20 protein-coding genes are annotated in these 22,887 nt (G+C 70.3%); 16 read left to right on the top strand and 4 right to left on the bottom strand.

The features are described from left to right. Positions 1 to 189 precede the first annotated feature (189 nt). The gene (locus tag LP52_RS03485; protein WP_040270684.1) at positions 190 to 1,113 is read right to left on the bottom strand and encodes a cation diffusion facilitator family transporter; all 924 of its coding nucleotides are present in this window, start codon (positions 1,111 to 1,113) and stop codon (positions 190 to 192) included. A 133-nt stretch (positions 1,114 to 1,246) separates the two neighbouring features. Here LP52_RS03485 and cmtR point away from each other — a divergent pair, with 133 nt between their 5' ends. The 3 genes from cmtR (at position 1,247) to LP52_RS27600 (ending at position 5,783) form a co-directional block, all read left to right on the top strand. Beyond that, positions 1,247 to 1,594 carry a Cd(II)/Pb(II)-sensing metalloregulatory transcriptional regulator CmtR gene (gene cmtR, locus LP52_RS03480; protein ID WP_040270683.1) on the top strand — a complete coding sequence of 116 codons (348 nt, stop codon included), beginning with the start codon at positions 1,247 to 1,249 and terminating at the stop codon, positions 1,592 to 1,594. 520 nt (positions 1,595 to 2,114) lie between these two features. Next, entirely contained in the window at positions 2,115 to 5,390 is a 3,276-nt protein-coding gene (locus tag LP52_RS03475; RefSeq protein ID WP_040270682.1) for an efflux RND transporter permease subunit, read from the top strand. Positions 5,391 to 5,636: 246 nt separating this feature from the next. After that, positions 5,637 to 5,783: a hypothetical protein gene (locus LP52_RS27600; RefSeq protein WP_169775335.1), complete on the top strand. Its 147-nt coding sequence runs from the start codon at positions 5,637 to 5,639 to the stop codon at positions 5,781 to 5,783. A 183-nt stretch (positions 5,784 to 5,966) separates the two neighbouring features. Here LP52_RS27600 and LP52_RS03470 read toward each other — a convergent pair whose 3' ends face one another. Further along, positions 5,967 to 6,440, bottom strand: a complete 474-nt coding sequence (locus LP52_RS03470; RefSeq protein ID WP_052809380.1) for an ATP-binding protein — start codon at positions 6,438 to 6,440, stop codon at positions 5,967 to 5,969. Between the two features lie 803 nt (positions 6,441 to 7,243). Here LP52_RS03470 and LP52_RS03465 point away from each other — a divergent pair. From LP52_RS03465 to LP52_RS03415, 11 genes are all read left to right on the top strand, one after another. Further along, on the top strand, positions 7,244 to 9,316 hold the full coding sequence (locus tag LP52_RS03465) for a PhoX family protein (protein WP_040270681.1): 2,073 nt from the start codon (positions 7,244 to 7,246) through the stop codon (positions 9,314 to 9,316). A 163-nt stretch (positions 9,317 to 9,479) separates the two neighbouring features. Further along, entirely contained in the window at positions 9,480 to 10,559 is a 1,080-nt protein-coding gene (gene mgrA, locus LP52_RS03460) for an L-glyceraldehyde 3-phosphate reductase (RefSeq protein WP_040270928.1), read from the top strand. Positions 10,560 to 11,132: 573 nt separating this feature from the next. Continuing rightward, positions 11,133 to 12,116, top strand: coding sequence for an ABC transporter permease (locus tag LP52_RS03455; protein WP_040270679.1), 984 nt, complete (start codon positions 11,133 to 11,135; stop codon positions 12,114 to 12,116). A gap of 79 nt (positions 12,117 to 12,195) precedes the next feature. Next, the gene (locus tag LP52_RS03450; protein WP_040270677.1) at positions 12,196 to 13,098 is read left to right on the top strand and encodes an ABC transporter permease; all 903 of its coding nucleotides are present in this window, start codon (positions 12,196 to 12,198) and stop codon (positions 13,096 to 13,098) included. Between the two features lie 19 nt (positions 13,099 to 13,117). Further along, positions 13,118 to 15,265 (top strand): dipeptide ABC transporter ATP-binding protein, encoded by a 2,148-nt coding sequence (locus LP52_RS03445; protein ID WP_040270676.1) that lies wholly within the window; start codon positions 13,118 to 13,120, stop codon positions 15,263 to 15,265. 57 nt (positions 15,266 to 15,322) lie between these two features. Further along, positions 15,323 to 17,038, top strand: coding sequence for an ABC transporter family substrate-binding protein (locus tag LP52_RS03440; protein ID WP_052809379.1), 1,716 nt, complete (start codon positions 15,323 to 15,325; stop codon positions 17,036 to 17,038). A 401-nt stretch (positions 17,039 to 17,439) separates the two neighbouring features. Beyond that, positions 17,440 to 17,913, top strand: coding sequence for a hypothetical protein (locus LP52_RS03435; protein WP_040270675.1), 474 nt, complete (start codon positions 17,440 to 17,442; stop codon positions 17,911 to 17,913). 176 nt (positions 17,914 to 18,089) lie between these two features. After that, entirely contained in the window at positions 18,090 to 18,329 is a 240-nt protein-coding gene (locus LP52_RS03430; protein ID WP_040270674.1) for a hypothetical protein, read from the top strand. A gap of 166 nt (positions 18,330 to 18,495) precedes the next feature. Then, positions 18,496 to 18,837 (top strand): ArsR/SmtB family transcription factor, encoded by a 342-nt coding sequence (locus tag LP52_RS03425; RefSeq protein WP_040270925.1) that lies wholly within the window; start codon positions 18,496 to 18,498, stop codon positions 18,835 to 18,837. Positions 18,838 to 18,840: 3 nt separating this feature from the next. Continuing rightward, positions 18,841 to 19,344, top strand: coding sequence for an SRPBCC family protein (locus tag LP52_RS03420; RefSeq protein WP_040270673.1), 504 nt, complete (start codon positions 18,841 to 18,843; stop codon positions 19,342 to 19,344). Beyond that, positions 19,344 to 19,964: a dihydrofolate reductase family protein gene (locus LP52_RS03415; protein WP_040270671.1), complete on the top strand. Its 621-nt coding sequence runs from the start codon at positions 19,344 to 19,346 to the stop codon at positions 19,962 to 19,964. The genes LP52_RS03420 and LP52_RS03415 overlap by 1 nt, the downstream gene beginning before the upstream one ends. 258 nt (positions 19,965 to 20,222) lie before the next feature. Here LP52_RS03415 and LP52_RS03410 read toward each other — a convergent pair whose 3' ends face one another. Together LP52_RS03410 and LP52_RS03405 are read right to left on the bottom strand one after the other, a co-directional pair. Then, a complete protein-coding gene (locus tag LP52_RS03410; protein WP_040270670.1) occupies positions 20,223 to 21,743 on the bottom strand; it encodes a hypothetical protein in 1,521 nt (506 codons plus the stop codon). A gap of 180 nt (positions 21,744 to 21,923) precedes the next feature. Next, positions 21,924 to 22,193, bottom strand: a complete 270-nt coding sequence (locus LP52_RS03405; RefSeq protein WP_040270669.1) for a GntR family transcriptional regulator — start codon at positions 22,191 to 22,193, stop codon at positions 21,924 to 21,926. A gap of 154 nt (positions 22,194 to 22,347) precedes the next feature. Between LP52_RS03405 and LP52_RS26990 the strand changes: the two genes are divergently transcribed. Beyond that, the gene (locus tag LP52_RS26990; RefSeq protein WP_040270667.1) at positions 22,348 to 22,641 is read left to right on the top strand and encodes a hypothetical protein; all 294 of its coding nucleotides are present in this window, start codon (positions 22,348 to 22,350) and stop codon (positions 22,639 to 22,641) included. Continuing rightward, a complete protein-coding gene (locus LP52_RS03395; protein ID WP_040270665.1) occupies positions 22,638 to 22,841 on the top strand; it encodes a hypothetical protein in 204 nt (67 codons plus the stop codon). The genes LP52_RS26990 and LP52_RS03395 overlap by 4 nt, the downstream gene beginning before the upstream one ends. The last annotated feature ends 46 nt before the right edge of the window (positions 22,842 to 22,887 follow it).

Genomic DNA, 22,887 nt, shown 5'->3' with positions numbered 1-22,887 from the left:
CCGGCGCGCTGTGCGGTGCGCGGCCGACGATGTGAAGCCCTGGGGCGCACGACCGAGATCGCCTGAGCCCGAGCGCTGACTTTGCCAGATATTCGGGCGCTTTGTCCAGGTCAGAAGCTGTTGAGTCGTTTTCGCGAAGGTCCGCGGCGGTACCTCACCAGCACTCGGCCACCCATCCGGTGATGTGCATCACGCGTGGCGTGCTCCCTCGTGGTCGACGTGTCCGGCGGGCTCCAGTTGCAGTGTGGAGTGCTCGACGTCGAAATGTCCGGACAGACACGCGTGGAGGTCGTCGAGGACGCGGCCGGCGTCGGCGAGCAGCCGCTCCTCGACCACCACGTGCGCCGACATGACCGGAATGCCCGAGGTGATCGTCCAGGCGTGCAGATCGTGGACGTCGATGACTCCGGACTGGCGCATCAGGTGGTCGCGCACCTCTTCCAGATCCACGTGCCGCGGGGTGGACTCCAGCAGCACGTGCACCGCCTCGCGCAGCAGCGCCCAGGCGCGGGGCACGATCACCGCGGCGATGCCCAGCGAGATCAGCGAGTCGACGTGCTCCCAGCCGGTAATCCAGATGACGGCGCCGCCGACGAGCACCCCGATGGAGGCGAGCGCGTCGCCCATCACCTCCAGGTAGGCGCCGCGCACGTTGAGGCTCTGACCCTGTCCGGCGCGCAGCACCAGCAGCGCGACGATGTTGGCAGCCAGGCCCAGTCCCGCCACGGCCATCACCCACGGGCCCGCCACCGGGTGCGGATCGAACAGGCGACGCACCGCCTCGTAGGCGATGAAGCCGCACAGCGCGAACAGGGCCAGGGCGTTGACGGCGGCGGCCAGGATCTCGGCCCGCTGCATCCCGAACGTGCGCTCGGCGCTGGCCGGGCGGTTGGCGATCCAGATGGCCGACAGCGCCAGCACGACTCCGAAGGAGTCGGTGACGGTATGGCCGGCGTCGGCGAGCAGCGCCAGGCTGCCCGAGAAGGCGGCACCGATCAGCTGCACCACGGCCACCGAGACCATCAGCGCCAGCGCGATCGTCAGGCGGCCGCGGTTGGCGGTGGCGGCGGTGGTGCGGCCGTGACCGTGGCCGTGGCTGTGTCCGTGGACCATGCCCCTGTCCGTCCCCCCGGTACTCGACTGCTGCGCACGGTGCTTCAGTGCCCGCCGGTGCGGCCCGGCGCGCCGACTGTTCAGCCCTCACTGTTTATACAGTCTAGGCTTTCGATACAGCAACTGCTGTAAAATGGTTTTCATGTTGACCTCCGAGCAGCGTCTCGCCGCGATCCAGCGCCTGGGCCGGGCGCTGGCCGACCCCACCCGCTGCCGCCTCCTGCTCGCTCTCCTCGACGGCCCCGACTACCCGGCCCGGCTCGCCGACCAACTCGGCCTGACCCGCCAGAACGTCTCCAACCACCTCGCCTGCCTGCGCGAGTGCGGACTGGTGACCACCTCCGCGCGCGGCCGCCAGGTCAGTTACGAACTGGTCGACGAATCGCTCGTCCACGCCCTCGACGACCTGCTGCGCGTGGTGTGGGGCGTGGCCGACGAGCACGTGCCCCCGGGCGAGAGCACTCCGGTCCCCGCCGGCTGATCACCGGGCCGCCCCCGCGGGCCGCCCAGATCCCCGGCCGCGCGTCTCCGCCGCCGTCCGCCGGCTCCGTCGCGCAGCGTGCCCCCGCCGGTTCCACCGCGGGTTGGCCGATAGCGGCCCGTGTGCTTCCGCGCCGCCCGTCGGTGCCGCCCTCCGCTGACGCCCTCCCCGCTCAGGCGGGTCGGGGAGACCCTGACAAGCCCCTGACAGATCCCTGACAGCCACCTGATGTTGACTCACTCACGGTGAATTCGGCCTAAGTCGCGACGTATCGTGGATCTCGCGTGCCCGCCAACACCCGTGCGGATCCCGTGCCGAAGACCGCACGGCACACGGCCTTTCAGGGCCAAATACTCATCGCACCGTCCGCCGCTCGTCGAAGCCGACGCGGTGCCGTTTGCAGCGCGAGAAGCCATTCCCGAGGAGTAACGACTCTCATGTCCGAATCAGCCAAGTGCGCTCTTGGCGTCCCATCCGGCCTTTCCCCACGAACGGGCGCGCAGCGGGTTAGGAGGGCGGCGTGAACCGGCTAGCACGGCTTTCCCTCGGCAACCGGGCGCTGATCCTGCTCATCACCCTGGCTGCCGTGGTTTTCGGCACGCTCGCGGCGCTCAACACCCAGCGCGCGCTGATGCCCGCCCTGGACGTCCCGATGGTGATGGTCAACGCCCAGTACCAGGGCGCCTCCCCCGAGGTCGTCGAGAGCGAGGTCGCCGAGCCGCTGGAGCAGGCGGTTCAGGGCGTCCCCGGCGTCGTCAGCTACACCTCCACCTCCCAGACCGGATCGGTGCAGGTCACCGCCGAGTTCGACTACGGCGACGAAAGCGACGCCGTCGTGCGCGACGTGCAGCAGGCCGTCGACCAGGCCGAAGCCATGCTGCCCGACGACGTCGACCCCTCCGTCATGGCCTTCGGCACCGACGACATCCCCGTCGTGATGCTGGCCGCCGGAGCCGGCGACGGCGATGCGCAGGCCCTGGCCGACCCGCTTGAGGAGCAGGTCGTTCCCGAGCTGGAGTCCATCGACGGCGTGCGTGCCGCCCAGGTCACCGGCGTACGCGAGTCCTCGGTCGTCGTCACCCCCGACGACGACGCCTTGGAGGACGAGGGGCTGAGCGTCGGCGACATCAGCGGCGCGCTGGAGGCCAGCGGCAACCTCACCCCCGGCGGCGACATCGCCCAGGACGGCGAGTCGCTGACCGTCACGACCGGCGGCAAGCTGCAGTCGGTCGAGGAAGTCGAGGACGTCTGGGTCACGCCCGGCGGAGGCGGTGCCTCCCAGGGCGGAGCCGGAGCCGGCGGGGCCGCCGCGTCCGGCGGAGCCGGTGCCGGTGCCGGAGCCGGCGCGGGCATGGCCGGCGCCCAGGCCGCCCCCGACCCGGTGCGCCTGAGCGAGGTGGCCGACGTCGAGAAGCGCATGGACGAGGCCTCCAGCATCACCCGCACCGACGGCAAGCCCAGCCTCGGCGTGATGATCACCAAGACCCCGGACGGCAACACCGTCGACATCTCCGAGTCCGTGCAGGGCTCGATCGACGAGATCGAGCCGATGCTCGGGGAGAACGCCGAGATCACCGTGGTCTTCGACCAGGCGCCCTTCATCAACGACTCCATCGTCGCGATGGCCGAGGAAGGCGGGCTGGGCCTGCTCTTCGCCGTCGCCGTGATCCTGGTGTTCCTGCTGTCGATCCGCTCGACGCTGGTCACGGCCGTGTCCATCCCGGTCTCGCTGCTTGTGGCCATGCTGGGCGTGCAGGCGTTCGGGTACTCGCTCAACCTGCTGACCCTGGGCGCGCTCACCGTCGCGGTCGGGCGCGTCGTCGACGACTCCATCGTCGTACTCGAGAACATCAAGCGGCACATGGCCTACGGCGAGGAGAAGTTCACCGCCGTCTACACCGGGGTCAAGGAGGTGGCCACGGCCATCACCTCGGCCACGCTGACCACCATGGCGGTCTTCCTGCCGATCGGCTTCGTCGGCGGCCAGGTCGGCGAGCTGTTCCGGCCCTTCGCCATGACCGTCAGCCTCGCCCTCGGCGCCTCGCTGCTGGTGTCGCTGACGATCATCCCGGTGCTGGCCTACTGGTTCCTGCGTCCGCGCCTGGTCCCGCCCGAGGAATTGGAGCGGGTCAAGGCCGAGGAGCACCAGCGCGAACTGCGCACCCCGCTGCAGCGGATGTACCTGCCCGTCATCCGCTGGTCGACCCGGCACCGCATCACCACGCTGGCGGCCTCGCTGCTCATCCTCGTCGGTACGGTTTTCGCCAGCGGCTTCCTGCAGACCAACTTCCTGGGCAATCAGGGGCAGAACACCTACGCCGTCACCCAGGAGCTGCCGCAGGGCACCTCGCTGCAGGTGGCCGACGACGAGGCGAAGAAGGTCGAGGACGCCCTCGAAGGGCTGTCGTGGGTGGAGTCCTACCAGTCCTCCATCGGCGGCGGCGCCGCCGGCGGCATGGGCGCGATGATGGGCGGCAGCGCCGACAGCATCAGCTACACCATCACCGCCGACCCCGACCAGGACCAGACGGTGCTGGAGGACCGCCTGCGCCAGGCCCTCGACGACGTCGAGACCGACACCGAGCTGCGCGTCAACGCGGCCGGTGCGGCGGGCGGAAGCGCGCTGGAGGTCCAGGTCCGTGCCGACGACCGCGAGACGCTGGAAGAAGCCGCCGACACCGTCGAAGGCGCGGTTCGCGACATCCCCGGTGCGGCCGACGTCGAGAACAGCATCACCGCCTCCAAGCCCGCGCTGGAGGTCGACGTCAACGGCGAACAGGCCGCCGAGGAAGGCCTCACCGAGGGCGCCATCGGCCAGGCCGTCTCCCAGGCGTTCCGCGGCTCCAACGTCGGATCCGCCACCATCGACGGCACCCGCCACGACATCGTGGTCCGCGACGTCTCCAAGCCGACCAGCGTCTCGGACCTGGAGAACCTGGAACTTCCGGGCGCCGACGGCACCGTCGACCTCGGTGAGGTGGCCGACGTCGAGGAGGTCATGCAGGCACCGGAGCTGACCCGCTCCGACGGTGTGCGCAGCGCGACCATCTCGGCCTCGCCCACCGCCGACGACCTGGGCGCGGTCACGACCGAACTGACCCAGAAGCTGGACGGGCTGGACCTGCCCCAGGGGGCCACCGCCGACATCGGCGGCGTCAGCTCCGACCAGTCCGAGGCGTTCACCCAGCTGGCGATCGCCATGCTGGCCGCGATCGCCATCGTGTACCTGATCATGGTGGCGACCTTCAAGAGCCTCATGCAGCCGCTGATCCTGCTGGTCTCGATCCCGTTCGCGGCCACCGGCTCCATCGGCCTGCTGCTGCTCACCGGCCAGCCCATGGGACTGGCGGCGCTGATCGGCATGCTGATGCTCATCGGCATCGTCGTCACCAACGCCATCGTGCTGATCGACCTGATCAACCAGTACCGCGACGAGGGTATGGACCTGCGCGAGGCGGTCGTCGAAGGCTCGCGGCACCGGCTGCGGCCTATCCTGATGACCGCCCTCGCCACCGTCGGCGCCCTGACACCGATGGCGCTGGGGATCACCGGCGGCGGGGCGTTCATCTCCCAGCCGCTGGCCATCGTGGTGATCGGCGGTCTGATCACCTCGACGCTGCTCACGCTGGTACTGGTGCCGGTCCTCTACACCATGTCCGAGGGCCGCAAGGAGCGCCGTGCGGCACGGCGCCAGGCCAAGCGCGAGGCGGCGCTGGAGAAGGCCCGCCAGAAGGCCGAGCAGGAGCGCACCCCGGCCGAGTCCGGCGCCGACGCGGGCGGCGGCTCCACGGCCTGAGTCCTCAGCAGGCATCCGAGTGCAGTGCGGCCGCCGCGGGAGCTTCCCGCGGCGGCCGCCGCGTTCGGGGAGAGGATGTACCGTGTGCCCGCCCCGTCGCCTGCCGGCCCCACTCGGGCGCTGCGCGCCGCCTGTCCGTCCGGCGTCGTCCGCGACCACCCTCAGCCGGCGTCCTTCCGGACGCGTATTGTCGGTGGCCGGAGTGCTGATTTGTGATCGAGCCCCCACGAAAGGCAAGCTGCAGACATGGAAAGCAAGGACAACGACCTCGACGCGCTCGTCCGCGAGGAACTCGGCGATGAGCCGTCCCAGGAAGCCAAGGACTACGCGCGCGAGCTCTACGAGAAATACCGTCTGCCCAGCACGCCTCCTGAAACCGAGGAGGACGCCTAGTTCATGGGCTTTCGCCCAGCCAGTCGCCCGACCTGCCGACCGAGCTCCAGACGACCGGGGTCTCCCCGAGCGGGAGGCCCTTCGTCATGTGCGGGCAGGCCGCAGAGAAGGCGGCGGCCGGGCGTCGCCTGAGGGCGCGTCCGACTTTCGAGCACGGTCCTCAGGCCGGGCGCCGGGCGGCGCTTACTCGGTCGGGGACGCGGGCGCGCCCCCAGGTGCGTCTTCTTCGTGCCATACCAGCTCGAACCACACCAGTCGGCCCAGTCCGTCGGGCCGGGGCTCCGAGCCCCACGTGGCGGCGAGGGCGTCGACCAGATCCAGGCCGCGCCCGTGCTCGCTGGTGTCGTAGGGATCCCGGTGCTGGGCCTGCGGATGTTCGGGGCTGCCGAGGTCGCGGACCTCCACCCGTGCCCACCCCGCCGCGAGATCCACGGTGACCTCGAACTTCCCGCCGGGCATCCCTGACGCGCTGTGCGTGACGGCGTTGGTGGCGACCTCGCTGGTGAGGAGGGTGGCGGTGGTCAGTTCGGGAGACGGGCCCAGCATCCGCTCGACGAAGCGCCGCGCATGCTGGATCTGACTGGCGAGCCCGGGAAACCGGCGCCGCGCGAGCGGGCCGCGTGCCCCGGGTGCGGATGGCGGTTGACGCTCTTCCATGGTCTGGGCCGTATCGGTGGACGGACGGTCTCTGCCCGCCTCGACGGGCGGGGTACGCGGGCCTGTTCGGCCTTGCGGTCCCGCCGTAGGGGTGTCGGGCATGCGGGTCTCACTCCCCTTGGGCGTTGGGGCGCGCCACGCCGCGAACGTGCCGCGGTGACGTTGAGCGGCGCCTGCTGCCGCGAGCGTTCGTGCCCGTCGACGGGTCACGACGCACAGGAAACGGGCGCGATGATCGCTCATCGGGTCGTTGTCGTGCGGTGTGCGGGGATCGGTGGAGCCGAACCTCACAGCCTCTGAGGTCACGTCCGTCGCCAGAATACGCGGGCCGGTCCCCGGCGGGACAGGTGGGGGTGGTATGTCCCTCGATACGCTCCGTGCGCCTCTTGTTCCGCCCTGTTCTCAGAAGGGCGCGACCGGACCGGGATTCGGGCGATGGTTCCGGGCGGAAAGCGGGTAAGAAAACCCGCGATGCGAAGCACCTCGGCCCCGGGCCCGCCGCACCTCCGCGCAGGATCGCCGCCCCGGCGCAGCCGCCCTGACGACCGTGCCCGCGACGGTCCTCGCCGCCCGCCGCAGGCCTCGATGCGACCGGGGCCCCGTGGCACGGGCAGCCGCAGCTGTGCCGAGGAGTTGGCGGGTCGTTCACGACGGATTCACACCGCTGATCGACTCATTCGCCATGGTCATCAAGGCCGGGCGCTACCCGCCCGTCCGGCCGACCCTTCGCGGTCCGGTGCGCTGCCCGCGATCACTCCGCGCGCCGAGCCGACGGTCATCCCCGCACTCCACAGGAGGACCCAGTGCCGCAATCCGCGCCCCGACGCCGTTCACTGCCGCTGATCGAACCGGTCGGCGGCGGCCGGTCGCGCCAGACCTGCCGCTTCCGCTGCGGGGACGCCTGCTTCCACCAGGCCCCCAACACCAGTGACAACACCTATTTCGGCGATGTCGCCACCGCCGCGCTCTCGCGCCGCAACGTCCTGCGTGCGGGCGCCGTGGGCGCCGGCGCGACCGCCGCGGCAGGGCTGGGCGGCATGGCGCCGGCCCTCGCCGCGCCGGGAAACGGCCGCGGCCGCGGCAACCCCCGACTGAAGTTCGAGGGCATCGAGCCCGGAACCGGCGATGCAGTGGAGGTCCCCAACGGCTATAAGCAGCGCGTCGTCGTCCGCTGGGGCGACCCGGTGCTGCCCGGTGCCCCGGAGTTCGATTTCACCGCCCAGACCGCCGAGGCCCAGGCCAAGCAGTTCGGCTACAACTGCGACTACGTCGGCTTCCAGTCCCTGGACCGCGACCGCGGGCTGCTGTGGGTCAACCACGAGTACACCAACGAGAACCTGATGTTCGCGGGCTACACCGACGGCAACGACGCCGACCCGGAGCAGATCAGCATCGCCATGGCCGCCCACGGCGGTTCGATCGTGGAGATCCGCCGCGAGGACGAGGGCCGCGGGCGCGGGCGCGGCAGGAGCACCGGCGGCTGGCGGCTCTCCCAGGGCAGGCGCCGCTTCAACCGCCGCATCACCGCCTCCACCCCCATGGAGCTGACCGGCCCCGCAGCAGGCGACGAACTGCTGCGCACCGAGGCCGACCCCGACGGCACACGCGTGCTGGGCATGCTCAACAACTGCGCCGGCGGCATGACTCCCTGGGGCACGATCCTCACCTGCGAGGAGAACTTCCACCAGTACTTCGTCGGCGGCGAGGAGGCCCCCGAGGACGCCAAGCCGGCCATGGCCCGCTACGGCATCCCCACCGAGGGCGACACCCGCTCGGGCAACCGCCGCTTCGACAGGGTCGAGGAGCGCTTCGACCTCTCCCGCCACCCCAACGAGGCCAACCGCTTCGGCTACGTCGTCGAGATCGACCCCTACGACCCCGACTCCACGCCCAAGAAGCGCACCATGCTCGGCCGCTTCAAGCACGAGGGCGCCAACCACCGCACCACCCGTGACGGCCGCATCGCGGTCTACCTGGGCGACGACGAGCGGTTCGACTACATCTACAAGTTCGTCAGCAAGGGCCGCTACCGCAAGGGCTCGCGGCGCGGAAACAGCGGGCTGCTGGACTCGGGCACGCTGTACGTCGCCAAATTCCGCGGCGACAGCCCCGAGAAGGAGATCGACGGCTCCGGCGAACTGCCCTCCGACGGCGCGTTCGACGGGTGGGGCGAGTGGATCCCGCTGTGCAGCGACTCCGAGAGCTTCGTCGAGGGCTTCTCGGTGGCCGAGGTGCTCGTGCACACCCGCCTGGCGGCCGACAAGGCCGGCGCCACGAAGATGGACCGTCCCGAGGACATCGAGGCGAGCCCGGCCACCGGCAAGATCTACTGCGCGCTGACCAACAACAGCGCCCGCGAGCCCGGCCAGGCCGACGAGCCCAACCCGCGCGGCCCCAACCGCTACGGCCACATCCTGGAGATCACCGAGCGGCACGGCGACGCGGCGGCCACCAGGTTCCGCTGGGACGTGCCGATCGTCTGCGGCAACCCCGAGGACGAGGGCACCTACTTCGCCGGCTACGACAAGTCCAAGGTCACGGCGATCTCCTCGCCGGACAACCTGACCTTCGACCGGCAGGGCAACCTGTGGATCTCCACCGACGGCATGGCGTGGGGTAACGACGGGCTGTTCGCCGTTCCCATGGAGGGCAAGCACAAGGGCCACCTGAAGATGTTCGCCCGAGTGCCCAACGGCGCCGAGTGCTGCGGCCCGCTGATCACCGAGGACCAGAAGACGGTGTTCATCGCTCCCCAGCACCCCGGTGACGGGGGCAGCTACGACGACCCGCAGAGCACCTGGCCCGACCACAACGGCTTTCCGCGCCCCTCGGTGGTGTCGATCTGGCACAGCCGCGGCAAGGACATCGGCAGCTGAGGGGTTCCCGGCCGCCGCCGGAACCGGATCGCGCCGCGGCCGGTGCCCGCCCCTGGTGCGGGCATCGGCCGCCGGACTGTGCGGGGCGCGGGGCCGGGCGGCGCCGGGCGCGCATCCGTCTGGATCGGCGCGGCGGGAGAGCGGCGGTGGGATGATGGGGCACATGGTGCGAGAGAACGACATACCCCGACTCGACGTCCCCAGCTCCGGTGTCCACAGGGCCGAAGCCGAGCGCTACGACGGGCGGATGCCCTACCGGCGCACCGGGCGCAGCGGCCTGGACCTGCCCGAGGTCTCGCTCGGCCTGTGGCAGAACTTCGGCGACGACCGCCCGCTGGAGACGCAGCGCGCCATCCTGCGGCGCGCCTTCGACCTCGGAGTGACCCACTTCGACCTGGCCAACAACTACGGGCCGCCCCCGGGTGCGGCCGAGCTGAACTTCGGCCGGATCCTGCGCGAGGACTTCCGCGCCTACCGCGACGAGTTGGTGATCTCCACCAAGGCGGGTTACGAGATGTGGCCCGGCCCCTACGGCAGCGGCGGCGGCTCCCGGAAGTACCTGCTGGCCAGCCTGGACCAGTCGCTGGCGCGCATGGGCCTGGACCACGTCGACATCTTCTACAGCCACCGGTTCGACCCCCACACCCCGCTCGAAGAGACGATGGGGGCGCTGGCCACCGCCGTGAAGTCGGGCCGGGCGCTGTATGCCGGTATCTCCTCCTACTCCGCCGAGCGCACCGCCGAGGCCGCCGCGCTGCTGCGGCAGATGGGCGTGCCGCTGCTGATCCACCAGCCCTCGTACTCGATGGTCAACCGCTGGATCGAGGACCAGGCCCTGCTGGACACCCTGGAGAGCGAGGGCGCGGGCTGCATCGTGTTCTCGCCGCTGGCCCAGGGACTGCTGACCGGCCGCTACCTGCAGGGCGTGCCCGAGGGCTCGCGCGCCAGCCGCGCCGGCTCGTTCTCGCGGGAGTGGCTGGCCGAGGGCAACCTGGAGCGCGTGCGCGCGCTCGACGACGTGGCGCGGCAGCGCGGACAGACGCTGGCTCAGCTGGCGATCAGCTGGGTGCTGCGGGATCGGCGGATGACCTCGGCGCTGATCGGCGCCAGCAGTGTCGGGCAATTGGAGGACAGCCTGGAGGCGGTGCGCGCGCCGGCGCTGACCGATGCGGAGTTGGCCGAGATCGACAGGTATGCGGTGGATCTGGGGGTCAACATCTGGAAACCCTCAAGCGAGCACTGAGCGGGTTGCGCGTTCGCGCGCCGAGACCGCACCCGGTGGCCAGGTTCGCCGTTCGCTGCGGTTGAGCGCCGGCGAAGGCGTCGGCGGTCGGACGCGGGGCCCGAGAACCGCTACCGCGGGCCGCGTCGGGCGACGGCAGCCCGTATGGGCAGGTCGCCCGGCCCGGCCCGCGGTGGCAACCGCGGCATGCGCCGGCGAGCGGCGCACGGTCGCGTCGATTGCCCGCTGTGTCATTCCCATCACCGAGCGTTTCATGGGGAGTTACTATCCTCCCGGGCAGCGCGGTGCTAGGGAGGAAAGCAACTCCCCGTTGTGCTTTCTTGATGCGTCGGTAACCCTGCAGTGTCCGAAAACAGCCCAAACTCGTGTGAATTCGGATCACTGACCGTGAATCGGATGTAAGCGGGATGCGTTCGCCGCCGAGAGCCGACCCTCCGGCACGAACCGGCACCCCTCTCTTGCGCCGACTGCATCTGTGTGACCACGTCGCATACGGGCGGGCATGCGGATACGCGACGATTCACCGCGGTTGTTCCGAGACACGTCCGTCCGGACCACAGGTAGGGGCATCAGTTGGCGAAGTTCTTGATCAGGCGGTTGTTGAGTTACCTGGTCCTGATCTTTCTGGCGTCGAGCATCGCCTACCTGATCGCAGCGAGCACGCTCGATCCGCGGGGCCACTTCGAGCAGATGCAGCCGCCCCCCAGCGACCAGGCGATCGAGAAAGAGCTGAACAAGCTCAATCTCAACGACGAGACGCCGCTGGCGGAGCGCTACGCCACCTGGGCCACCGGCGTGGCCACAGCCGACTTCGGCCGCACCATCAAGGACCAGAGCGTCAACGAGAACATCGCCCGCAAGGCCGGCGTCTCGCTGCGACTCATCGTGGCCGGGACCCTGATCGGCGCGACCCTGGGCGTGGCCATGGGCGCCTACGCCGCTGTGCGCCAGTACGGCAGGTTCGACCGCGTCACCACCGTCGCCGCGTTCTTCCTGCTGGCGGTGCCGGCCGTCGTCGTAGCCGTGATCCTGCAGGTCTCGGCGGTGTGGCTGAACGACGTCAGCGGCATGCGCTTACTGGAGTACGGCGGCGAGTACAGCCCCAATCTGCAGGCCGGGTTCTGGGGAACGCTGGCCGACCGCGTCCAGCACGCGATCCTGCCGACCCTGGCCCTGTCGCTCTCCCTGTTCGCCGCGTTCAGCCGCTACCAGCGCAACATGATGCTCGACGTGCTCGGATCGGACTTCGTGCGCACCGCCATGGCCAAGGGCCTCACACGCCGCGCCGCCATGATCAAGCACGCCCTGCGCACCGCGCTGATCCCCACCATCACCTACTTCACCTTCACGTTCGGCATCCTGATCGCCAACGCCACCTTCACCGAGAAGATCTTCGGCTGGCACGGCATGGGCGCATGGGTCGTGGACTCCATCGCCACCCAGGACGTCAACGCGGTCGCGGCCGTCACCTTCTTCATGGCGGTCTGCGTCATGGCCGCGTCCTTCCTGTCCGACGTGCTCTACGCATGGCTGGACCCCCGGGTGCGGGTGAGCTGACCGTGAGCCGCATCCGCTTCTCCGGCACTTCGCCGACCCGGTCCCGCCTGTCCCCGCTCACCGTGTTGGAGAACACCCCATGAGCTTGTCCGTCGAGCGCGAGGCGACCGCACCCGAGGCCGCCACGCCGATCTCCGGCCGGTGGTCGTCCCTGGTCAAAGAGCTGCTGGCCACCCGGCGGGTGATGATCGGGCTTGTGATCATCCTCGGGCTGATCGCCATGGCCTGGATCGGTCCGCTGCTCAGCCCGTGGGAGTTCGACGAGCGCGACTTCGGCGCCTTCCGCAGCCCGCCCAGCGCCGACCACTGGTTCGGCACCGGCAGCACCGGGCGCGACATGTTCCACCTGACGATGGTCGGCCTGCAGAAGTCCATCCTCATCGGGCTGTGCGCCGCGCTGTTCACCACGGTGATCGCCGCGCTGGTGGGTGCGTTCGCCGGCTACTTCCTCGGTCTGGCCGACCGCGGCCTGATGTGGGTGACCGACCTCTTCCTGGTCCTGCCGCAGTTTCTGATCCTGGCCATCCTCTACCCGCTGCTGCGCGACAGCGGCTGGCTGGTGTTCGTCGTCCTGCTTGCCTGCCTGATGTGGATGGTCACCGCCAAGATGGTGCGCGGCATGACCATCTCCCTCAAGGAGCGCGAGTACGTACTGGCGGCGCGCTACATGGGCGTCAGCCACGCTCGGATCATCCTGCGCCACATCCTGCCGAACATGTCCTCGCTGCTGATCGTGGACGCCACCATCAACGTCAGCTCCGCCATCATCCTGGAGACCGCGCTGTCCTACTTCGGATTCGGCATCCAGCCGCCGGACGTCACCCTCGGCTCGCTGATCGCCGAGGGGGCGCGCCAGGCCCTGGCCTTCCCGTGGACGTTCTGGTTCTGCACCGGGCTGCTCATCGTGCTCGTGCTCGCCGTCAACCTCGTCGGCGACGGGCTGCGCGACGCCCTGGACCCGCACTCCAAGAGCAGGACCTAAGAGGGGGATTCTAACCGCAATGACCGCAACCAGCGGCACCGCCGCCGAGCAGGAGCAGACCGGTGCGGGCCCCGGGCCCGACCGCGCCGAGCCGGCGGTCTTCGAAGTCAGCGACCTCGAGGTCTCCTTCCCCGGCGGGCGGGGCAATGCCGACGTCACCGCGGTCCGCGGCGTCAGCTACGAAGTCCGCCGCGGCGAGATCCTGGGCATCGTCGGCGAGTCCGGGTCGGGCAAGTCGGTCTCCTCCCTGGCCGCGATCGGGCTGCTGCCCGACTACGCGCGGGTCTCGGGCTCCATCCGCCTGCACGGCGAGGAGCTGCTCGGCCTCGACGACCGCACCATGGCCAAGAAGCGCGGCCGGGCCGTCTCCATGGTCTTCCAGGACCCGCTGTCGGGGCTGACGCCCGTCTACACCGTGGGCGACCAGGTCGCCGAGGCGGTGCAGGTGCACAACCCCCAGACCTCCCGCGAGGCGGCCCAGAAGCGCGCCGTCGAACTGCTCACCCTGGTGGGCATCCCCGACGCCGAGCGCCGCCGGCGGTCCTTCCCGCACGAGTTCTCCGGTGGCATGCGCCAGCGCGTCATGATCGCCATCGCCATCGCCAACGACCCCGACGTCATCATCTGCGACGAGCCCACCACCGCGCTCGACGTCACCATCCAGGCCCAGATCCTCGAAGTGCTCAAGACGGCCCAGCGCGAGACCGGCGCCGCCATCGTCATGATCACCCACGACCTGGGGGTGGTCGCGGGCCTTGTGGACCGTGTGCAGGTCATGTACGCGGGCCGGCTGGTGGAGACCGGCGCCGTCGACGACGTCTACTACAACACCCGCATGCCCTACACCATGGGCCTGCTCGGGTCGGTACCGCGTCTTGACCAGGACGAGAAGACGCCCCTGATCCCGATCAAGGGGAACCCGCCCAGCCTCACCGACATGCCGCCCGGCTGCCCGTTCGCGCCGCGCTGCCCCATCGCGGTCCCCGAGTGCGACGCCGCCGAGCCGCCGCTGGAGCGGGTCGGCGGCGCAGGCCACCGCGCGGCGTGCATCCGCGCCGGCGAGATCGAGGCCAACGCGTGGACCGCCCGAGACGTCTACCCGGTCAGCGAGATCGAGCGGAACCCGGTGTCGCAGGTTCCGCGCGCCGACCGCGAGACCGTCCTGCGCGTCGACGACCTGGCCAAGCACCACCCCCTGATGCGGGGCGCGCTGTTCAAGCGCCGGGTGGGCACGGTCTACGCCGTGGACGGGCTGACCTTCGACGTCCGCGAAGGCGAGACGCTGGCGCTGGTGGGGGAGTCCGGGTGCGGCAAGTCCAGCACCCTGATGGAGATCCTCAGCCTGGACCAACCGCAGCAGGGCACCGTGGAGGTGCTGGGCAAGCGCTCGGGCCGGATGTCCAACCGCGAGCGCATGCAGGTGCGGGGCGACGTCCAGGTCGTCTTCCAGGACCCCATGAGTTCGCTGGACCCGCGCATGCGGGTCTTCGAGATCATCGCCGAGCCGCTGCACACCCACGGCTACTCCAAGGAGCGGGTGCGCTCCCGCGTGCTGGAGCTGATGGAGCTGGTCGGGCTGGACCGCTCGGCGGTCACCCGTTCGCCCGCGGAGTTCTCCGGCGGCCAGCGGCAGCGCATCGGCATCGCCCGCGCGCTGGCGCTGGAGCCCAAGCTCCTCGTGCTGGACGAGCCGGTCTCCGCGCTGGACGTGTCCATCCAGGCCGGGGTGATCAACCTGCTGGAGGAGCTCAAGGCACGGCTGGGGCTCTCCTACCTGTTCGTGGCGCACGACCTGTCGGTGGTGCGCCACATCGCCGACCGCGTGGCGGTGATGTACCTCGGCAAGATCGTGGAGATCGGCGACGTGCAGTCGATCTACCGGCGGCCCACGCACCCTTACACCAAGGCGCTGCTCTCGGCCATCCCACTGCCGGACCCGGAGAAGGAGCGGCGGCGCGAGCACGTCGTGCTCCAGGGCGATCTGCCCAACCCGGCGGACCCGCCGTCCGGATGCCGCTTCCGTACCCGGTGCCAGAAGTTCGCGGTCCTCAGCGAGGAGGACCGCTCCACCTGCCGGGAGCGCGAGCCGGAGCTGCGGCACCGGGTCGAGGGGGCGGCCGACCAGGCCGCCGCCTGCCACTACGCGGACACGGAGGCGTCGTCTTGACCGTCCGTGCACCCACCCACCGGATCCCCCCGAGAACAGACCAGTGAGGAGAACCCCGTGCGAATAAAGCGCGCCGCCAAGGTCGGCGCCTCGCTTGCAGCCCTGGTCCTGGCGGCCAGCGCCTGCGGCGGTGGCGGCGAGGACGATCAGAACGAGGAAACGCTCGCCGACATCCCGGCCATCGACATCAACGAGAAGGACCGCTCGGAGCTGAAGGACGGCGGGCAGTTCGTCTGGGGGCTGAACAGCTACCCCTCCCAGTACCAGGCGAACCACACGCAGGGCAACGAGATGAACGCGACGCGCATCCTCAACGCGGTCATGCCCCGCGCCCACAACTACGACGAGAAGGGCCAGCCGCACCCGGACGAGGACTACGTCCTCTCCAGCGAGGCCAGCGACGACGGCTCCACTGTCACCCTGGAGCTGAACCCCGACGCCGTGTGGTCCAACGGCGAGCCGATCACCTGGAAGGACTACCAGGCCCAGGCCGAGACCGCCGGAGGGCACCGCGACAACGCCAACAAGTTCGACGTCGGCGACACCACCGGCTACGAGCGGATCGGCGACGTCGAGAAGGGCGAGGACAAGTTCGAGGCGATCCTCCAATTCGACACGCCCTTCTCCGAGTGGCCCCGCCTCTTCGACATCCTCTACCCCGCCGAGTACATGGAGGATCCGAAGAAGTTCAACGAGGGCTACCAGGAGCAGATCCCCGTCACGGCGGGCCCGTTCGGCGACGCGGAGTTCGACAAGACCTCCGAGAGCGTCACCTTCACGCGCAACCCGGACTGGTGGGGCGACACCGCGAAGCTGGAGACCTTCGTCTTCCGCTCCTACGGCCAGGACGCCCTCGGCAAGGTCATGGCCAACGGTGAGCTCGACGCCTACGACCTCAGCTACGACGCCGCCGCCTACGACCAGCTCAAGGACGTCGAGGGGGTCCGGCTGGCCGAGGCCGTGGAGAACTCCTACCGCCACCTGACCCTCAACGGCGGCGAGGACCGGCCGACCGCGGACGTCAAGGTGCGCAACGCCATCGTGCACGCCATCGACCGCGACAAGATGGCCGCGGCGACGCTCGACGGCATCGACTGGCCCACCGACCCCACGGCCAACCGGCTGATCATCTCCAGCCAGACCGGCTTTCAGTACAACGGCGAGGGCTACGGCGAGTTCGACCCCGAGAAGGCCGGCGAGCTGCTGGACGAGGCCGGTTGGACCCGGGACTCCGAGGACGAGGTGCGCACCAAGGACGGCGAGAAGCTGCAGCTGAAGTGGGTGCTCCCCGCCGACATCCAGAACAGCGCCGACGAGGCCGAGATCGCCAAGGCCCAGCTGGAGGAGATCGGCGTCGGTGTCCAGGTCGACACCGTCCCGACCAACGTCTACTTCACCGACTACATCGTGCCGGGCAACTACGACGCCACCACGTTCTCCTACATCGCCACCAACCCCTACGCCGGGGACTCCGCGGAGAACTTCGTCGGTCCTGTCGGTGAGGACGAAAACGGCGACCCCAAGTGGGGCAATAACAACAACAACCACAGCACCGACGAGATCAACGAGGGCTTCGACGAGCTCTCCAAGATCCAGGACGACGAGGAATACGCCGCCAAGGCCAACGAGATCGACCGGCTGCTGTGGGAGGAGGGAATGGCGGTGCCGCTGTTCCAGCGCCCCGGCCACAAGGCGGTGAACAACCAGATCGCCAACTGGGGTGCCTACGGACTGGCCAGCCCCGACTACGAGGACATCGGCTACCTGAAGTAGGCCGCGCGGCCGCGCGGCCCGATAGCGGGGCAGGCGGACACCGACCGGTCCGCAGGCCCGAGCGCCGCCCCCGCCCAGTTCGCTGGGCGGGGGCGGCGCTGTGTGCGGGGCCGGGAGGCGAAGCGTCGCGGCGGCGGGGGAGCGGGGCGGCGAGCGCGCCGTAGGGAGAGCAGGGCACTCAGGGGCCGAGGAGACTGCCGATCTCGGCGGGACGGGGTCTAGACTCGGGGCGGCCGCACCGCGCGTCCACACGACGCCGGTGGGTGATCACGGCGGTGCGCCGGCGGGACCGGCAGGTCGGCGCCGGCTGGCCGGGCCCCGCCGGTGGCGGCATCGGCGGGGGAGCGGCGGGTCGGCAGTCGGCCGCTGCGTGCGTTTCCGACTCAATCTGCGGAGAGGCGATGGTGGAGTTCATCCGGGCGTGGGTCATCGGCGCCGTCGTGTGGTTCATGCTGACCAACGTCGGAGCGCTCGCCTTCCAGCTGCTGGCTCCCGCCGAGCACGTCCGCGACTTCACCGGGGCGCTGCTGTGGCTGGGCGGCATCGGGTTCGCCGCCTACTTCCTGTCGGTCGTCGCCGCGGCCCTGGCCCACCGCTCTCCCGACCGCCACAGCCTCGGTCGCAACGCGGTCGCGGTCCTGGCGGCACCGGTGGTCGGCACTGCCGTGGACACGGGACGGCTGCTCACGGGCTCCGGCATGAACTGGGCGCTGTATGCGAGCTGGACGGCCGTGGCCCTGGCCGGCGCCGTCATCGCCTTCGGCCTGATGCGCCGCCTGCAGGCCCCGACCGTGGTGGAGTCGGCCACGGGCAAGCGCGTCCGCGTCCCCCGCACCTACTGGGACCGCACCGAGCCGAGCGAGCAGGGGAGCTGACGCGCGCTCGCAGCGGGGTCGCGGGTCCCAAGCCGCCGACGCGTCCGAGGTCACCGTGGTCGCCTGCCGGGACGATCTCCGCGGCCAATCGTGAAGGCATCGAGGACGCCGGGCTGTCGTTCATCATCGGCGAGGCGCCGCCGACGTCCGCACTCCTGCGTCCGAGTGTGTGATCGGTGCCCACCGCCGGCCCTGGCGCATCGGGGAGAGCATTCCGGCTGTCCGAGCACGACCTGCGCGCCCGGCCGATCTCCCACCACAGGCACGAGTCCATCGATGCCCATCCGACCATCGGCGTCGCCGTGCTCGCGGTCACCGGGTTCGTCGAGGACGCGACCGGCTCGTCCATCACGCGCTTCGTGCGCATCGCGATGCGTTACCGCACGGCACGGAGAAGGGCCGGCCCCACGCCCTGAGCCGAAGGCCCACTCCCGCCTGACCTGCGCGGCGCGCCGGCCCAGGTCGCCTGACGAGGTGCGCGCCGGCGAGTCGAGCCAGGTGACACGGGCCAGGACCAGCATCCGGCACGACCCGCCTGCTTCTTCCGTTGACGCATGCCGATATGAGCATATGATGACGCACATGGCACGAGCAGCGACGACGTCGGACGTCTTCAACGCGATCGCCGAGCCGCGACGCCGGGAGATCCTGGTGCTGCTGCGGGCGGGTGAGCGGCCGGTGACCGAGCTGGCGCGGGAGCTGGGGATCGACCAGCCGCGCGCGTCCAAGCACCTGCGGGTGCTCCGGGAGGTCGGGCTGGTGCGGGACCGCAAGGCGGGCAAGCGGCGCCTGTACGGTCTCGACGCCCGCGGGCTGCGGCCGGTCCACGAGTGGACCGGCGGGTTCGAGCGGTTCTGGAGCGAGAGCTTGGACCGGCTGGACGCATACGTGCAGGACCTGAAGCAGGAAAAGCCGGAGGAGTAGCTGATGAGCGCGACAGAACGAGGAGCTTCGGCGCAGTCCGCGTCGGCCGACCGCGAGGTCTTCATCTCCCGGGTCATCGACGCCCCGCGGGAGTTGGTGTTCGAGGCGTTCACCGAGGTCCGGCACCTATCGCAGTGGTGGGGACCGGAGGGGTTCACCACCACCACGCAGTCGTTCGAGTTCCGCGTCGGCGGGGAGTGGAACTTCGTCATGCACGGACCGGACGGGACGGACTACACCGAGTGGATCTCCTGGACCGAGATCGCCCCGCCGGAGCGGATCGCGCTGCTCCACGGTGAGTCCCGCGGCGACCCGAACGCCTTCGAGTCGGTCCTGACGTTCGAGCCCGACGGTGCGGCGACCCGGATCCGGATGCGCACGGTCTTCCCGACCAAGGAACTGCGCGACGAGGCGGTCGAGAAGTACCACGCGATCGAGGGCGGTCGGCAGACCCTGGGCAACCTGGCTGCCTACGTCGAGATCACTCAGCAAGGAGCGGAGGGCTGATGGCCGGCACGGTGTTCTTCAGCGTTTCGATGTCGCTGGACGGTTTCATCGCGCCCGAGTCCCTCGATGACTTGATGGGGCGGCAGTGGATGGAACTGCAGCAGTGGATCTTCCCGCAGCGGTTCTTCAGGGAGAACCTGAAGCTCGGCGAGGGCGGTGAGGAAGGGCGCGACAACGAGATCGTGCGGGAGACGTTCGAGCGCACCGGCGCGAGCGTCATGGGCAAGCGCATGTTCGACGCCGGCGAGCGAGCATGGCCCGAGGAGGCGCCGTTCCACACACCGGTCTTCGTCGTGACGCACGAGAAGCGTGCTCCCTGGGAACGGCCGGGCGGGACCACCTTCCACTTCGTCAACGACGGCATCGAGGCCGCGCTCGACCAAGCCCGCGAGGCCGCGGGCGACCGCGACGTCCGCATCGCGGGCGGCGGCGCGACGATCCTGGAATACGTGAACGCCGGCTTGATCGACGAGTTCTCGATCGCGCTATCGCCCGTGCTGTTCGGCTCCGGAATACGCCTGTTCGAGGGCGTGGACGCGGGCCGCGTGGCCTTGGAGCCGGTCCGCGCAGAGCCCTCCCCGAGGGTGACGCACCTGACCTACGCCGTCCGGGAACGGTAGTTGCACGGCGGAAGACACGCGGAAGACACACGGCGGACGGCGGACGCGAAGGAACATCCACGCGGTCGGCACGCGGACGGCTTTCCCGCCGGGATGACCAGCCCACCTGCGGGATGGCCGGGAAGGTGCCGGGAGCATCCGGTGGCACCGCAGCGCAGAGGGCCCGCGGGAGCCCTCTGCACTGCCCCGTCCCGGCGCTTCCCGCAGGTCATTCTCGTCCGCTGAGGGCGCCGCCCCGGTCAATGCCGGGGCGCCGGGCTACAGCTCCTTGGGACGGAAGGGGAGGTCGAACAGCGCCTGCGGATCGAACGCGTCCCGCCCCGCCTCGTCGGCGATCCGGCGCGCGAGCGTGCGGGCCGCCTCGGCCGCTTCGCCCGTCAGGCCGGAGTGGTCCAGGCACCACTCCACCCAGTCGGGCAGCAGCCCGAGCACGCGCTGAGCCTCGGCGGGATCGTCGGAGTCGCCGAGAACCATCGCCGCGCTGCGGATCCGGTGCGGGGAGCAGGCGTACCGCAGGGAGACCGGCCCGCCTTCCGGCCCCCAGACCTCGGCGAGCGTCGTGACGGCGCCGGCCTCGGGAGCGGTCCCGTGGCGGTCGGTGTACCACGCGCGGAAGTCCTCGGCGCCGTGGTGGGATTCGGACTCCGGTCCCGCCTGGGGCAGTGGCAGCCGGTCTTCGAAGCTGATGGACACCTCCTCGGCGCGGGCGGCCGAGCGGAACTGCTCGACGACGAGTCCGTCGTCCTCGTTGCCGATCCGCATCCCGGCGAGCAGATGGGTGTCCATCGCGATCTCCAAGAGGTCGGCCGCCTCTTGGCCGGAGCACCGCTGCGGCGCGGCGTCGGCGGGAGCGCTGTCGCCGACGGCGGTGCGCCACTGGGCCGCCGCCTCCTCCGCGGACCCGAACACCCCGGCGCTGAGCACGAGCTCACCGGCGCACCGGTCGATGTCCCAGCAGTACCAGTGCGGGTCGTGCCGTTCGTCGCCGTAGGCGAAGGGCGCCATCAGTGCGGCCCGGCTGCCGTAGGCGTCGTGCAGGACCAGCGGCCAGGCGGTGGGCTGCGGCCGGAGATCCTGGAGCGGGTCGGGCAGGCGGGGCAGCGCCCCGTCGTCGAGGAGCCGCTGGCCCGCCTCCATCAGTGCCATGGAGGCGGCTTCGAGCGGGCTGCCGCTCTCGGAGTCGGGGACGTAGGGGACCCAGGCCATCATGCCGCGGAGCAGCATCCAGGGGCTTTCCCAGCGGGGCGTCTTCGCCGCGTCCGTGATCTCGCGTGCGGCGGACTCGGCCAGCAGGTCCAGCCATCCGACGGGGTCGGAGTCGTACCCGCTGAGCTGCTCGGCCCGCTCGAACAGCTCGGACTCGTCGATTTCCTTCGCCTCTTCGGACTCGATGAGGAGGTCGAACTCGCGGTCGGCCTCCTTCAGACCCTCCACGTAGGCGCGGCCGACGAGTTCGCAGGTGAGGGTGTCGAGGGCCAGTGGGCTGCCGGGGATCTCCGCCTCGTGGGCGCGTTCGAGCACGCGGTGGTGGGACTCCGCCCACCCGGGGTGCGGGGGCTCCACGGGGGCTTGGCCGAGGGTCGGCGGGGCGTCGGCCGATCCCGACGCCCAGTCCACGCCGAGGCCCCAGTCGGGCATCGGCGGAGCCGGCTCGTCGCCCCCGTCGAACACCGGCGGGCGGGCTTCGCGTTCTGCCGCCTGCTCCGCGCGCTTCTGCGGGTTCCCGCTCACCTGGGCACCGCCGCGCTTTCCCTTGTTGCTGCGCTTCTTGGGGGACATAGGGCCAGAGTAGGAGACCGGAGAGGGGAGTGGTCACCGGAACAGCAGCGTTGATCTTGTACCTACGGACACGGAATGCGCTTACCCGCTGCGGTAGGTACAAGATCAACGGGTGGGGGAGGGTGCTGGGGGGAGTGCCGGGGGCGGTCCGGCTTCGAAGCCCGGCGTGCGCTCGGTGGATCAGCCGTGGTCCGTGACGTAGGCGCCCTTGCCGTTCACGATGCGCAGGTAGCCCAGCTCCGCGAGTAGCGTCAGAGACTTGCGGGCGGTGCCGCGAGCGACTCCGAACTCCTGTACCAAGCGCTCGATGCCTGGCACTACCCGCTGGGGCGGATACCGACCGATTTCGATCCTGGCCACCAGGATCGCGCACAGTTGGAGATACACGGGATCCGGTGCTTCATGGTCGATTTCGCTGTCAGGACCGTAGCCCTGGGGAAGCCGTGACATGGAATCACTTTAGATGGCTAGGGTTTGCCTAAGAGCACCGGGACAACGCATAGCTTGCTGTGTCAAGGTTGATGTAGCGTCAGACAGAAGTAGGCCCTCGCGACCGCGGCAACGGCCCGAGGGCATGGCCACCAGCTACACAGGAGCTGATGACATGACCGACCTTATCGAGCGTGTGCTGCGGCGCGTCGGCGCTGCGCGCATGTGCGTGCTCGTTCCTCCATCCACCTCGGCGGTGCGGCGGGTGACCGCGCGGGTGCGGGCATATGTGCCGCCGCCCGCGCTGTCCGCCGTCGCTGGTGGCACCCCGGCCGCGCGGTCTTGGGCCGCCTCCCGGGTGCGGCCTTACGCCGCGTCCGCGCTGGCACACATCCGCATCGGCGTCCCCGACTGGCACGAAGAGTTCGACTTCGTCACCGCAAGTGTGTTCGCGGGGGTGGGCCGATGAGCGCGAACGATGCGGAGTCCGTGATCCCCCGGCAGCGGGACGGGTTCGAACTGACCCGGGCCGAGCGCGCCGAGCTGCAGGAGCTGGTGGAGGAACTCGTAGCGGCCACCGAAGACCGCGTGTTCTGGCTGGGGCGCGTCCGCGAGACCGCGCTGGAGATCCAGCGGCGACTCGGCGCCATGCTGGACCGCGCGGACTGAGGTCTCGGACCGCGCCGGGGCCCTCCGATGTCCGAGCGTGTCCCTG

It is taken from the genome of Streptomonospora alba (assembly GCF_000826685.1).
Lineage (GTDB): Bacteria > Actinomycetota > Actinomycetes > Streptosporangiales > Streptosporangiaceae > Streptomonospora > Streptomonospora alba.
This window is presented reverse-complemented; position numbering and strand designations above follow the sequence as displayed.